Source organism: Bradyrhizobium sp. Crot121 (assembly GCF_059512385.1).
Window position 1 is genome coordinate 1 of the sequence record NZ_JCAMOR010000129.1, and the last position, 12238, is coordinate 12238.

Here is a 12238-nt window from a genome sequence, read left to right on the forward strand (position 1 = left end):
AAGGCCTCAAGCTCATCGTCCGTGATCCCAATGACGCTAGCCAGGTCCGCGCGCCCTGCCACGAAGTCGATGGCGAGCTGTGCCAGCCGTTCGGTGTCTGTCGCATCACCACCATTCAATAGCTCACCGTCCGCCATCCTCATCATGTCACACTCTCTGTTGAGACGGCTTGGTGCTTGGAACATGCGACATTGATTGGGGGGCTGGCAGGATGTGACTGAGCGCCGCCTGCTCGTGCGCATACGCCCTTTGAAACGCTTCGTCCTGATCGGCGACAAATGCAGAAATTGAAGCGGCACTCATAGTGGTGTCGCCCAACGGGCAAGCACAACGGCCAAGTTGTTCGCGAGCCCGCGTCAAGAGACTATCCATCTGTGCGATGGTCTGTCGCGCAGCCTCCATCGTGTCATCGAGGTTCATTGCCCCTCCCAGACGGTCTCCTTGCCAACGCACCGTAGCGCCTGCAGGATTCGAAACCGCTTGCGCCACCAGCCCCGCTCAAGGGGCAACGACCTGCTCTCGGGGCCGGCCGCTCAAGGCCACCGACAGGCATCGTCTGCCGATGATAAGGTGTGCCAGAATCCCCTTCCTCACGACGAGAACGTTCCCGCAGCTGGCCCAATGGCATTCCTCCGTGTCCCGGTTGGATCAACCGCTCCGCAGGTCACTACTAGAGGCGGCACATGGCGCAAAATACGTGATCGCTATGAAGGCATAGTCGCCCGCGATGGATCGGTGCGTCTCAGCGCGAGCGCTTGAGACGGTGGCGCTAACCCGGAAATGCGTGTCGTTGCGTCAAATGAGTCGTTCGGCAAGAACTCGTCGCCGAGCCGTACGCATTTTTGGCCTTAAGCAGGTAACGATGAGGATCGCATTGACGGCGGATTGGGTTCTGCAGTCGCCTTGGACGAAACGCCGCGAGCAGCTCACACTTTGTGCCGGACCGAGCGGCTGACGGAGGGCGCCACTATCCATAGGCTACCGTTATGACTCCATGCCCGTATTGTATTGGCGCCGAGCGAGACGCCGAATTAGACCATCGTGAGAATAGATCGCTTGCAGCGCGCAACGCCACTCGGCAGACGGTCTTGTCATGTGGTGGCGAGGTGAGTGCTTGGTCACGGGACGTGTTGCGAGCGTGCGCCCTTTCGGAGCTCAGGCGCGATGTTTTCCCGGCGGAGGTCGGTGGCAGGACATGACATGGATGATCGGCAAACGACACATGACTCGGTTAGGGAAAGGGATTCGGCATCTATGTCTTTGTTGTCGACTTGTGCGACGCCCGACAGCCGCTCCCGCCTCCTGCGACGTCTCACGGAGACGGCATTCTTGGCTTGTGTCACGAGCGACGTGGTGAGGGCGAGGCGGATCGCGAAGGGACTTGAGGTCATTGCGCCGGGCAGCCGGGAGTGTGTCATTGCTTATGCGGTCGCAGATCTGACGGCAGGCGATGTTGCAGCAGCGCTGGAACGCCTCGATCCTCTTGCCAAAGCAAATGATGCATATGGGATGGCATTTCAGGCCGTGGCTCTTGGGCTTAATGGACGCCTAAGCGAACGCGATACTGTGCTCAGGAGCCTGCCAAGCGGCGAGCCCGGCCTCGAGGGGTTCCTCACAGCCTTGGGCCAGACCGAGCCAGCCCATACCGCAGGAAAGGACATCTAATGAGCAGCGTAGGTAGTATCCTCCCGCAAACAGGGCCAGCCTTTTTGGCGGTCGAGATGCCAGTCACATCGAAAGTATCGGCTGAATCCGTCGAGGCGTTTCGAGCCGCACTCGAGCCGCCTGTGCCATCGCAGCGAGCTGACGAACCGCTGATCATGGCTGGAGGCGAGCTGACGGAGGAGGGAGGGGGGGCGCTCGTTCCTCGCCTCTCCGATGATATCCTCAGTGGCATGGAAAAACTGAGCGCCGGTTTTGCAGAATCCATGCAAGGCGTGCGCAGGGCCGCCGAAGGCATGAACGCGGGGAGCATCCGCTCGGCTGAGTGGCTCGATGCGCAGGTCCAGCTGTCAGCTATGAGCCTGCAATACGACACTGTGACCAAGGTGCTTGGGAAGGCGACCCACGCTCTCGACACTTTCCTGAGCGGCCAATGAGCCACGGTGACGCGGGGCGTGGTTTTTGTATTGAAGCGGGCGGTGGCACTTCTGGTGCTATTCACGCTGGTCGGCTGCGGATCGAAGATCGAGCTCTATCGCAACCTTTCAGCGCGCGAGGCCAACGAAATGCTTGCATTGCTTCTGCGGCAAGGCATCCACGCGGAACGGACGGCCGAGACCGGCGGCACGACCTCGCTCGTGGTGCCAACAGAGGACGTGCCGCGTGCCATGGCTGTGTTGGACAGCGCCGGGTGGCCTCGCGATCATTTCGCCGATATGGGCACTCTCTTCAAGAAGGACCGGATGATCTCATCGGACACAGAAGAGCGTGTGCGCTACACTTATGGTGTCACACAGGAGCTTTCGCAGACTCTGTCCATTATCGACGGCGTGCTCAATGCCCGGGTGCACGCGGTCTTGCCGGAAAGCGCGAGTGACGATCGTAGTCCACCCGCCCCGCCAACTGCCGCTGTGCTCGTCCGTTACAAGCCCGGTGCCCCGATCGATCAGGTCGTGCCGAAGATCAAGGAGCTGGTCGCAAATAGCTTGAAGGGCGTGTCCTATGATCGGGTCTCAGTTGCCCTTGTAGAGGCCAATCAGGACAATACCACGCTTCGTCGAACGGAAGTGACTGCCGGGGCGTCAGAACGTAGCGACTCATCGCGCCTCTTGATCGGCCTCGTCGGCGGCATGGCGGCATCGCTGATTGGCAATGCAGTGCTCGTCTGTCTCATATGGCGGCGGCGCTTTAGCCATAGGAACGGTATGGCAGCGTCATGAACTTCGGCGAAGCGAACAATCAGACTATGCTCGCAATGAGCTCAGCAACAATCTCGGATGAATGGCTTGATACGTCGTGGGCGGGAGCGATGATGCGCTGCATCGCCGATCCTGCGGCCGATTTCGATGATACAATAGCGTTCGATTGGCCCGAATGGATGCCTCTGGACCTCGCTCAGTCCGACCCGTTTATTCGCGTCAAGCTTGGACGTTGGCTGCTTCGTGGCCAAGGTGGTGAAGCGTCCGCGATTATTTCGGCCGGCAACGCACCACGAACCCGGCTCGCATTTCTGCCGACGCCGGACGCTGCACGCCTTATCTGCCTCGCTGGAGCTTGGACCGGCGTGTCCAGCCTCATCGGCCTTCTTCGGACGGCCGATGTTTTGGCGGCACGCGCCGTTCTCGGAGAAGAGGCCTTGGCATTCGTTTCGCATGCCGCCCTGCTACCGCGACCGACCGCCGAACTGATGTCCGCGGTCAGCGCTTCCGAGATGCCGGCTGCGCCTAATGCATTCCTCTACCGCGGTGCGGCGACGTTCGGCCTTGCGATAGGCGCCATCCCACATGGGCTGCGCGCCCGACTACGATTGCGCCGACCTGCAGCGATCTGGATGGTGGTGGCGGACGCCTGCCGTGACGACAGTGCCGGCGAAGATGCCTTTCGTGCGATGCGGCGCCTGGCCCGCAAAAAGATGCCAACATGGTCGCATTGGTTCAACTGACGTCTGGCAGGGTCCGCATCCTCGGCCCAGGGCGAGTCCTGCCGGCAGAAAACGCACAGACGATCGTGGACGCGGAGCAATTGCTCGCTCAGGCGCGACGCGATGCGGACGCGCTCGTGGATGGGGCGCGCGAAAGCGCAGGGATGATCGAGACGGCAGCCAAGGAAGCCGCGCTGACAGCGGCGCAAGCGACCATCGAACAACGTTTGACCGCGATCGCCGTGGCGTCTCTGTGGATCATGGAGGAGAATCAAGAGCGGATTGTCGACATGGGCCTACAGATCGCACGTCGGGTAATCGATACCATCGCGCCGGATGATGCGGCGGTGCGGATCGCTTTGAATAGCCTCAAATTCACAGGTCATAGCTCCCTCGTCCGCTTACGCGTGGCACCGGCGCATGTCGAAACAGTTCGCAGACAATTGAACGAACTGCTCTCGACGGCGACGTCGCGCGCCGTCGTCGAAGTAATTTCTGATCCGCGTGTCAAAGATGCCGGCTGCATCCTTGAGACCGATGCTGGACTGGTCGACGCCACGATCGAAAGCCAATTAGCGGCGATCGAAGCCGGCCTGCGCAGCAGCCTAAAGGCCTCTGCAACGTGACTTCCGAGCGACCCGAGCAGCCAACGGCAGTCACCGCCATTCATTCTTCGCACGACGGCATCGATCGCTTGTTCCAGCTTGCTCGCACAGTGGTGGCGCAGACGTCGGCAATGCGCGTCCGCGGCCGAGTCCTTCAAATCGTCGGGACAATCATCCGTGCAACGGCACCTCGCGCCCGCATAGGCGACCTGTGCACGCTCCGCAACCCCGAGAACAACTGTGAATTGTCCGCGGAAGTCATCGGGTTCCAGCACGACATCGCCATTCTAACACCGCTTGGCGAAACACAGGGGCTTTCTACCCTCACTGAGGTGATCCCGATGGGAGAGCCTCTGACAGCACCCGCGGGCTGGAACCTTCTTGGCCGGGTGCTTGACGGTCTCGGCCGCCCTCTCGACACATCCACTCATGGGCCCCTGCTTCCAGACGCCCGCGTGCCAGTCCAAAGCGAGGCACCGGATCCCTTGACCCGGCGCATAATTGATCGCGCTCTTCCAGTCGGCATACGGGCGATCGATGGTCTTTTGACGTGCGGGGAAGGCCAGCGCATGGGCATCTTTGCCGCGGCGGGCGGCGGCAAGAGCACACTGCTGTCGATGCTGGTGCGTAGTGCGGCGGTTGACGTGACAGTGATAGCGCTGATTGGCGAGCGTGGCCGAGAGGTGAAGGAGTTCATCGAACACGATCTCGGCTCAGAAGCGCGACGGAGATCAGTTCTTGTCGTTGCGACCTCCGATCGTTCCGCGATGGAGCGGGTGAAGGCGGCCTACGTGGCGACGGCGATCGCAGAATGGTATCGAGATCGGGGACAGCGTGTGCTGCTTCTCATGGATTCGGTAACGCGCTTTGCGCGCGCCCAGAGGCAGATTGGTCTGGCGGCCGGCGAACCGGCCACCGCGCGTGGTTTCCCGCCCTCAGTCTTTGCAACCTTGCCGCAGCTCGTGGAACGCGCCGGCAACAACGATCGTGGATCGATAACCGCGTTTTACACCGTGCTTGTCGAGGGCGATGACGTCACCGAACCCCTGGCCGATGAAATCCGTTCCATCCTGGATGGCCACATTGTGCTCTCACGCACCTTGGCAACGTCGAACCACTATCCCGCTATCGATATTCTGGCAAGCGTCAGCCGTGCTATGAATGCTATCGTGTCGTCGCGGCATGAGAAATTAGCGGGTGAGCTGCGGGCCCTGCTAGCGAAATACCACGAGGTGGAACTATTGATACGGGTCGGCGAGTACAAGAAGGGAGCCGATCCGCACGCCGATACGGCTATCGCCAAGATAGAGAACATACGGGCGTTCCTGCGACAGCCAAGATGTGAACAAATTGGCTTCGACGCAATGCTTCAGGAGCTTGCCACGTGCCTCGCATAACTCCTAAGGCCGTACATCAATTGCTTGAGTTGAGAAAATTGCGGAGTCGCCGGGCCGACGAGACTCTACGAGTGCGGCAGTCAGCCATCGACAAATCCGATGCGGCTATCGAAGCGGCACTGACAATCCTTCGCACATGGCGGCAAGACCGGCCTCGTCTGGAACGCGAGATATACGATTTGCTGATCGGCAAAACCGTCGCTCTCAACGATCTTGAGGAGGCGAAGGCGAAGATGATCTCACTGCACGACCACGAACGGCTGCTCGAACGGCGCCTCGAGGAGGCACTGTCGGAAACCGAACAAGCCCGGCAGGCGCGTGAGGAAGCCTACAACGTCGCACGTAAGGCATATCGGGAGCTCGAGAAATGCGACAATCTGGTGCGTGCCTTGAACGCCGGCCCGCTCTAGGAGAAGGATCTCTGATCTATGGATCTAAGGAGCGGACCCTGCGGGTGCAGCCGTTGTGGGGCAGTTAGGCCTCAGAAGTTCTGTGTAGTAGCGCCTCTGTAAGAAGTTTGTGAGGTCAGCGAACAGACCCATCGGGGCCCTCCGATGAGCTTGCGACGCGCTTGCTGAACTGGGTGGCAAAACTGGCCATTGCGGTCATGTAACCGGTCGTCGCCAATGGTTCTCAGCATTTCTGCTGGCGAGAAAGAGCAGCGTCATCGCTGGCTAGTCATGGGCTGGTCGATGAGCGCGAGCATGATCGCCCGGTTGGTCGCGGATACACTATTAATGGCGATCCGACGCGGCGGGAAGCCGGTTGCGCTGCTGCATCCGAACCAGGACCGCCGTATGCCACCGAGGAGTTCCAGCCGCTGGCCGACAATGACATTGTCTCCACCATGAGCAGCCGGGGCAAAGTCCAAGACGACCCGCTGGAGGGCTTCTTTTCGTCACTCGAGACAGAGCCCACGGCGCGGGGACTTATCGAACGAGGAGCGATGCCAGAACTGATTTTTTCAATTAACCACCCAACGGTCTTGACGATGGGCTATCTCGGTTGGAGTTCTAATGCAAAGTTGGATTAGCCCACGGCGGAGTCCATCAAACCGGCTGCATCGACCCAAATCCTCGAGCCGGTCCATTCATCCCTTCTTTAATCTCTATGCCGCATCCGTGAACGAATTGATAGCCGCTCGCAAATCGTGCGCATGCTATACTCAATGTCGCTTAGTTCGGGAGGCTAGCCGCAGCGGCAAATCGGCTCACTTGCTAGCCATAAGCTAGTGTCCTGTCCCGGTAATTCGTGAGCAAAGTCGATGCAGTTTTTCGAGGATTGCGTCTGCCGTAGCGGTCCATCGGAAGGGCTGGCAGGTGGCGTTGTATGCCGTGACGAAGTGATCGATGTTCCGGACGAGTTGCTTAACATTGGAGAAAGAGCCGCGGCGGATCGCCTTGTCGGTGATCAACGCAAAGAAGCGCTCCACTTGGTTAAGCCAGGAACTGTAGGTGGGAATGAAGTGCATGTGCCAACGGGGCCTGATCGCGAGCCAAGCCCTGATCTTCGGGTGGTTGTGGGTCGCGTAATTGTGGATGATGCAGTGGATATCCAGCCCCATGGGAACCGCTTTATCGATCTCGCGCAGGAACGATAGGAATTCCTGATGCCGATGACGCGGCTTGCACCTGGCGAGCACCGTCCCATCAATCACATTCAGCGCTGCGAACAACGTGGTCGTCCCGTGGCGCTTGTAGTCGTGAGTAATGCCTTCGACGTAACCGAAGCCCATGGGCAGCATTGGTTGCGTGCGCTCCAAAGCTTGGCATTGACTCTTCTCATCGACACAGATCACCAAAGCGTTGTCGGGCGGGCTCAGATACAGCCCGACGACGTCGCGCAGCTTCTCGATGAAGAAAGGATCATTGAACAGCTTGAAGCCTTCAGAGCGATGCGGTTGCAAGCCGAACGTTCGGAAATAACGCTGTACGCTGGTCTTGGAGATGCCAGTTTCGGCAGCCACGGAGCGAACGCTCCAATGTGTGGAACCATCCGATGGCTTAGTGTGCAGCGTCGTTCTAATCAGCTGCGCCACGCGTTCGTCATCGATCGTTCTCGGCGCGCCTGGGCGAACATCGTCGTACAAGCCAGCCAGGCGCCGCTCAATGAAACGCGACCGCCACTTCCCGACCGTAGCATTGGTGAGTTGCATTCGTTGCGCGATCGCATTGTTGGGCTCGCCATCTGCACTACTCAGTATAATGCGCGCTCGACTGCTGAGCGCCGCGGGCAGCGAGCGGCTACGTGCAAACGTTTGAAGCTGCGAACGCTCTTGATCCGACAACACCAGATCTGCCTTGGGTCTGCCTATCGTCATCGCCATCTCCATCCCACAAGATCGCGAGAACGATGCAGAATTAATGCCAGTTATTTGCGGGACAGGACACTAGCCGAGCAGCATATAATTACTGAAGCTAGCGCTCAAGTCACCTGCAAACGCATGAGGGACACATGCAGCTGCGCAAACTCGATGGAATTCACTCAAGCCAATTCAACTCATCGGAGCCAGAGTGGCAGGCGGCCTGCTCCGCCGTGCCGCAGCAACCCGCAGGTGCAGCAACGTCAGGCCGAGTCCGCAATTGGCGCCGTGTCAGATATCGACTCCCGACGGTATTATCCTCAGGCCCATCCCGAGGACTTGAGCCTCGCCCAGGCGGCGATCCAGACCGCCATTGGACGAGGAATACAGCGATTGAACACGGCGGCGGATTATCTTGCGGCGCTGCGCAGACTGGCGAACCATCTCGGAGCGGTCGGCATGAGGATTGCTGCACTCGATCACGACGCGCTGGTCAATTACGTCAAACAGTTCTTCGCGAGTGACAGGCACATGAGGTTCGCTCTGCCCTGGCTGCGTCATCATCGTGAGCCCGGTGCTCCACCTCCTCTCAGGCGCCTACTCCCCTCGGAGGATGACGAGATGCTCATCGACGAGGCGATCAAGCAAGCTGCTAGGCGCCGGAGATGGGAACCCAAAACCGCAGAGGACTATGCTCGGGTTCTTCGCAGATTGTCGCAGGATCTCGCGTCGCGAGGGCAAACGATTGCTGCATTCGATCACAACGCGTTGGCCGCTCACGCTATGCAGACTGTACCAGATTTCGAAAAGACAAAGATTGGCCCGGCTCTGACGGCGCTTCGTGAGTATCGGCAACCATTGGAGGATCTCACCTCCGAGTCTCCGCCAAGGTTTGCTGCGGCGAAACGTTTGAAGGTAGCGGATCATCTAGGTCCATTGCCAGGCGCAAGTTGGAACACCGCAAACTTTTGCCAAGGCGTGCCATCAGCCCGCTCGCGAGCTGACAGTGCAAATCAGCCAAGCTCGCTCGCACTGGGGGAGTTCGAAGCATCGAACTCCAACCCGCCACATCACCCAGCTTACGAACCGACTCCGCTTCTTAGTCCATCACCGTACGTCTCTCTGAAATGGACCCCGATTTTGGGACCACTTGCTTAGTTGGAAGGGGCTGCTCCGTTTGATAGACGGAGCGCATGATGACGACGAAGACGAGACGCAAGATCGACGCGGCACTGAAGGCGAAGATCGCGCTGGAAGCCGTGCGGGAGCAAGCGACGGTGGCCGATCTGGCCCAGCGCTACGAGGTTCACCCGAACCAGATCTATGCCTGGAAGAAGCAACTGCTGGACCAGGCGGCCCGGGCCTTTGACGCGGGTGTCGGGCGGGAGAGCGAGGACGCGCGCGAACGCGAGATCGAGAAGCTGCACGCCAAGATTGGACAACTGACAGTCGAGCGCGATTTTTTAGCGCGGAGGTCCGGAAGATGAGCACGCCGGACCGTCGAGGAATGCTCGATCGCGCCGACATGGCGCTGTCGATCCGCCGGCAATGCAGGTTGCTTGGCATCGCGCGCTCTGGGGTCTACCGGCCGCCACGGCCGGCCAACGACAACGACCTTGCCCTGATGCGGCGCCTCGACGAGTTGTTCACCGCCTGGCCGTTCCTGGGCTCGCGGCGAATGACCGCGATGCTGAAGGCTGAGGGGCTTCAGGTCAATCGCAAGCGCGTGCAGCGGTTGATGCGCAAGATGGGCATCGCGGCGCTGGGACCAAGGCCGAACACGACGAGGCCGGCGCCGGGCCACAAGATCTATCCCTATCTGTTGCGCAACATGACGATCGACCGGCCAAACCAGGTGTGGGCGGCCGACATCACGTATCTGCCCATCGGCCGCGGCTTTCTTTATCTCGTCGCCATCATCGACTGGGCGAGCCGTGCGGTTCTGGCGTGGCGGTTGTCGAACACGATGGACGTCTCGTTCTGCGTGGCGGCTCTGGACGAGGCGCTGGCGAAGTATGGCACGCCGGAGATTTTCAACACTGACCAGGGCAGCCAGTTCACCAGTGCGGCCTTCACCGGCGCGTTGGCGGGCGCAGGGATCAAGATCTCCATGGATGGCCGTGGTCGTTGGATGGACAACGTCTTCATCGAGCGGCTGTGGCGGTCGCTCAAGCACGAGGACATCTATCTCAAGGGCTATGCCGACGGCCGCGAGGCCAAGGCAGGGGTCGCGAGCTGGATCGCCTTCTACAACGATCGTCGCCTTCATCAGGCGCACGGCTATCGCACGCCGATGGCGGTTTGGCGCGAGCGGATGCAGGCCGCGAAGGCTGTGGACATGGTGGACAACGCTGACGCGTTGACCACATGCCCACACCAACTGCAGCAGACAGAGACTCTGGCAGCGTGATAGAAACGGATCAGGAGCGGTCAGTTTCCAACTAACAAACCGGTTCAAGCGGTCCCGCTCCGCGGGTCCATTTCACTCCACACCTGCAGCACAGCAACCAACAGCCACAATCAGAGCAGCGCCAGACCGCATACGCAGTCGGCGCAATATCCGCAACTCGCGTCCGGAGGTATCGTCCTCAGGCCGCTGCCGAGGATCAAAGCCTCATCCAAGCAGCGGTCTAGGCAGCTGTTGCACGCGGGAAAATAGGACGGAGCACGGCCCGTGATTACACGAGAGTCCTTCTCAGTTTGGCGAATAATCTCAGGGCGCGCGGCCAGAACCTTGTTGCACTCGATCACGATGCCTTGGTCGCTCACGCCGATCAGTTCCTCGAGATAAGCCCTCGAATGCGTCGCGCGTTGACCATGCTTCGTAACTATCGAGAGCCCGATGTCTCAGCTCATCGCGGTCCTCGACGTCATACGTTCTCTCAGGACGACAAGCGTGTCATCGAGCGCGCGACTCATGCTGCCGTTGAAAAAGGACGTTCGTTGACTGCCGTTGACCGTTATTGCCGCAGTCTTCGCAGGTTTTCAGAAGTGCTCAATCGTAATGGCGAAGGAATCAGTACGCTAGATCATGGATCACTGATTGCGCGTGCTAAAGGACTATTCCCAGATGACGGAGCCCTCATCGACGGGCTGAAGATGATTCGTGATTCTTACAGTAGCGCCCCGGAGGCGGCCTCTCAGGCGATCGGCGTAAGGCAGCCGGACGATCGGGCGGTTCAATCGGCGGGGTCACGTGACGATTCAGAGGAAACACCGCGGGACTACTGGAAGCGGGTCTAGTCGTCGTTTCTTTTTAGCGACTGTGTCGTCAATTCCTGAATGATCGTTCTCTGCAGGCTCACAGTTCTTTCCTTGATCGGACTTCCGTATCCGTCCGGTGAAGCTTTCAATTACCCATAACTTTGACCACTCGGGCTGATCCGCCGATCGGCCAAATCTTGAATCGAAAGAATCACTTGTGATTCCTTGCTGAGCACCTGATTCGCGAGGGGTGCTCTATGGGGCTGACATTAAGGGATCGATCGGCAAAAGGCAGTTTGCGGTCCTTGAAAGGTGAATGTTGGATTGATCGAGAGAGTAGTGGATGCGAGTTTAGGGACGCGCGGCTCGGCGACAGATTCCGCAAGCTGCTCACGCAGATTGGAAGCGCCATGGGACAGAGCATTCCGCTCGTCTGCCAGGATTGGGCGAATACCAAGGCAGCCTACCGGTTCTTCTCTAATGACCGGGTCAGCGAAGCGGACATTCTGGCCGGCCATTTCCAATCGACACATGATCGTGCCGCCGCTGAAGGTCTCGTTCTTGTGCTGCACGATACAACCGAGTTCACCTATCAACGCGAGAAGTCAGAAGCGATCGGCATCACCAAGAGCATAAACAGTGGACGGGATAAGGCGGGTCGCCTCAGATCGCACACGGTTTGCGGCATCCTGATGCATTCGAGCCTCGCGGTCACAATCGAGGGGGTGCCGCTGGGGTTGGCGGCAGTTAAGTTCTGGACCCGGAAGAAATTCAAGGGGACGGCCGCGCTTAAAAAGAAGATCAATCCGACCCGGATTCCCATCGAGAAAAAGGAAAGCGTCCGATGGTTGGAAAATCTCAAGCAGTCTACCCAACTCTTGGATCATCCGGGACGATGCATCCATATTGGCGATCGCGAGAGTGACATCTACGAGCTTTTCTGCGCGGCACAGGAGATCGGAACTCATTTCCTGATCAGGACCTGCGTCGACCGCTTGGCTGGAGACGGGAATCACACGATCGCCGACGAAATGGACGAGGTCGCCGTCAAAGGGCTCCATCGCATCGAAGTCAGAGACAGCAACGGCGATCCCGACCAGGCCGTTCTTGAGATCAGGTATCGCAAGATTCGCGTCCTGCCGCCGAT

Annotated in this window: 13 protein-coding genes; 10 read left to right on the top strand and 3 right to left on the bottom strand. The window is 59.4% G+C overall.

Going from position 1 to position 12238, the window contains the following annotated elements; translation table 11 throughout:
- Positions 1 to 147: 147 nt before the first annotated feature.
- Positions 148 to 420 (bottom strand): hypothetical protein, encoded by a 273-nt coding sequence (locus AC5ZGW_RS43465; protein ID WP_130230739.1) that lies wholly within the window; start codon positions 418 to 420, stop codon positions 148 to 150.
- Between the two features lie 909 nt (positions 421 to 1329).
- Here AC5ZGW_RS43465 and AC5ZGW_RS43470 point away from each other — a divergent pair.
- The 7 genes from AC5ZGW_RS43470 to sctO all read left to right on the top strand — a co-directional run bounded on the left by AC5ZGW_RS43470 (position 1330) and on the right by sctO (position 5995).
- Positions 1330 to 1665 carry a hypothetical protein gene (locus tag AC5ZGW_RS43470; RefSeq protein WP_130230737.1) on the top strand — a complete coding sequence of 112 codons (336 nt, stop codon included), beginning with the start codon at positions 1330 to 1332 and terminating at the stop codon, positions 1663 to 1665.
- Entirely contained in the window at positions 1665 to 2099 is a 435-nt protein-coding gene (locus AC5ZGW_RS43475; protein WP_130230735.1) for an EscF/YscF/HrpA family type III secretion system needle major subunit, read from the top strand. Before AC5ZGW_RS43470 ends, AC5ZGW_RS43475 begins: the two co-directional genes overlap by 1 nt.
- A 6-nt stretch (positions 2100 to 2105) precedes the next feature.
- Entirely contained in the window at positions 2106 to 2882 is a 777-nt protein-coding gene (gene sctJ, locus AC5ZGW_RS43480; RefSeq protein ID WP_130230733.1) for a type III secretion system inner membrane ring lipoprotein SctJ, read from the top strand.
- Positions 2879 to 3604: a hypothetical protein gene (locus AC5ZGW_RS43485; RefSeq protein ID WP_130230731.1), complete on the top strand. Its 726-nt coding sequence runs from the start codon at positions 2879 to 2881 to the stop codon at positions 3602 to 3604. Before sctJ ends, AC5ZGW_RS43485 begins: the two co-directional genes overlap by 4 nt.
- Positions 3583 to 4209 carry a FliH/SctL family protein gene (locus tag AC5ZGW_RS43490; protein ID WP_130230729.1) on the top strand — a complete coding sequence of 209 codons (627 nt, stop codon included), beginning with the start codon at positions 3583 to 3585 and terminating at the stop codon, positions 4207 to 4209. The genes AC5ZGW_RS43485 and AC5ZGW_RS43490 overlap by 22 nt, the downstream gene beginning before the upstream one ends.
- Positions 4210 to 4319: 110 nt before the next feature.
- Entirely contained in the window at positions 4320 to 5585 is a 1266-nt protein-coding gene (gene sctN, locus AC5ZGW_RS43495; protein ID WP_245475129.1) for a type III secretion system ATPase SctN, read from the top strand.
- Complete coding sequence (gene sctO / locus AC5ZGW_RS43500; RefSeq protein WP_130230727.1) at positions 5573 to 5995, top strand: type III secretion system stalk subunit SctO; 423 nt, start codon at positions 5573 to 5575, stop codon at positions 5993 to 5995. The genes sctN and sctO overlap by 13 nt, the downstream gene beginning before the upstream one ends.
- Positions 5996 to 6813: 818 nt before the next feature.
- Here the strand turns inward: sctO and AC5ZGW_RS43505 are convergent.
- Positions 6814 to 7905, bottom strand: a complete 1092-nt coding sequence (locus AC5ZGW_RS43505) for an IS630 family transposase (protein WP_130230725.1) — start codon at positions 7903 to 7905, stop codon at positions 6814 to 6816.
- A 273-nt stretch (positions 7906 to 8178) separates the two neighbouring features.
- Positions 8179 to 8451, bottom strand: coding sequence for a hypothetical protein (locus AC5ZGW_RS43510; RefSeq protein WP_130230723.1), 273 nt, complete (start codon positions 8449 to 8451; stop codon positions 8179 to 8181).
- Between the two features lie 632 nt (positions 8452 to 9083).
- On the opposite strand from AC5ZGW_RS43510, the gene AC5ZGW_RS43515 reads away from it, so the two are divergent.
- The 3 genes from AC5ZGW_RS43515 to AC5ZGW_RS43525 all read left to right on the top strand — a co-directional run.
- Positions 9084 to 10297, top strand: a protein-coding gene (locus tag AC5ZGW_RS43515; protein ID WP_463703288.1) for an IS3 family transposase whose coding sequence is annotated in 2 segments (ribosomal slippage) — positions 9084 to 9360 and positions 9360 to 10297 — 1215 coding nt in all. Because the reading frame shifts where the segments join, the coding sequence is not laid out codon by codon here.
- Between the two features lie 290 nt (positions 10298 to 10587).
- Positions 10588 to 11130, top strand: a complete 543-nt coding sequence (locus AC5ZGW_RS43520; RefSeq protein WP_130231968.1) for a hypothetical protein — start codon at positions 10588 to 10590, stop codon at positions 11128 to 11130.
- Between the two features lie 218 nt (positions 11131 to 11348).
- On the top strand, positions 11349 to 12238 hold an 890-nt coding region (locus AC5ZGW_RS43525), incomplete at its 3' end, for an IS4/Tn5 family transposase DNA-binding protein (protein WP_496114114.1).

Coding starts and splice junctions, on each gene's coding strand:
- AC5ZGW_RS43465 (WP_130230739.1), bottom strand. CDS start 420: ATGAACCTCGATGACACGATGGAGGCTGCGCGACAGACCATCGCACAG.
- sctN (WP_245475129.1), top strand. CDS start 4,320: ATGCGCGTCCGCGGCCGAGTCCTTCAAATCGTCGGGACAATCATCCGT.
- AC5ZGW_RS43505 (WP_130230725.1), bottom strand. CDS start 7,905: ATGACGATAGGCAGACCCAAGGCAGATCTGGTGTTGTCGGATCAAGAG.
- AC5ZGW_RS43485 (WP_130230731.1), top strand. CDS start 2,879: ATGAACTTCGGCGAAGCGAACAATCAGACTATGCTCGCAATGAGCTCA.
- AC5ZGW_RS43490 (WP_130230729.1), top strand. CDS start 3,583: ATGGTCGCATTGGTTCAACTGACGTCTGGCAGGGTCCGCATCCTCGGC.
- AC5ZGW_RS43510 (WP_130230723.1), bottom strand. CDS start 8,451: ATGATGACGCAGCCAGGGCAGAGCGAACCTCATGTGCCTGTCACTCGC.
- AC5ZGW_RS43475 (WP_130230735.1), top strand. CDS start 1,665: ATGAGCAGCGTAGGTAGTATCCTCCCGCAAACAGGGCCAGCCTTTTTG.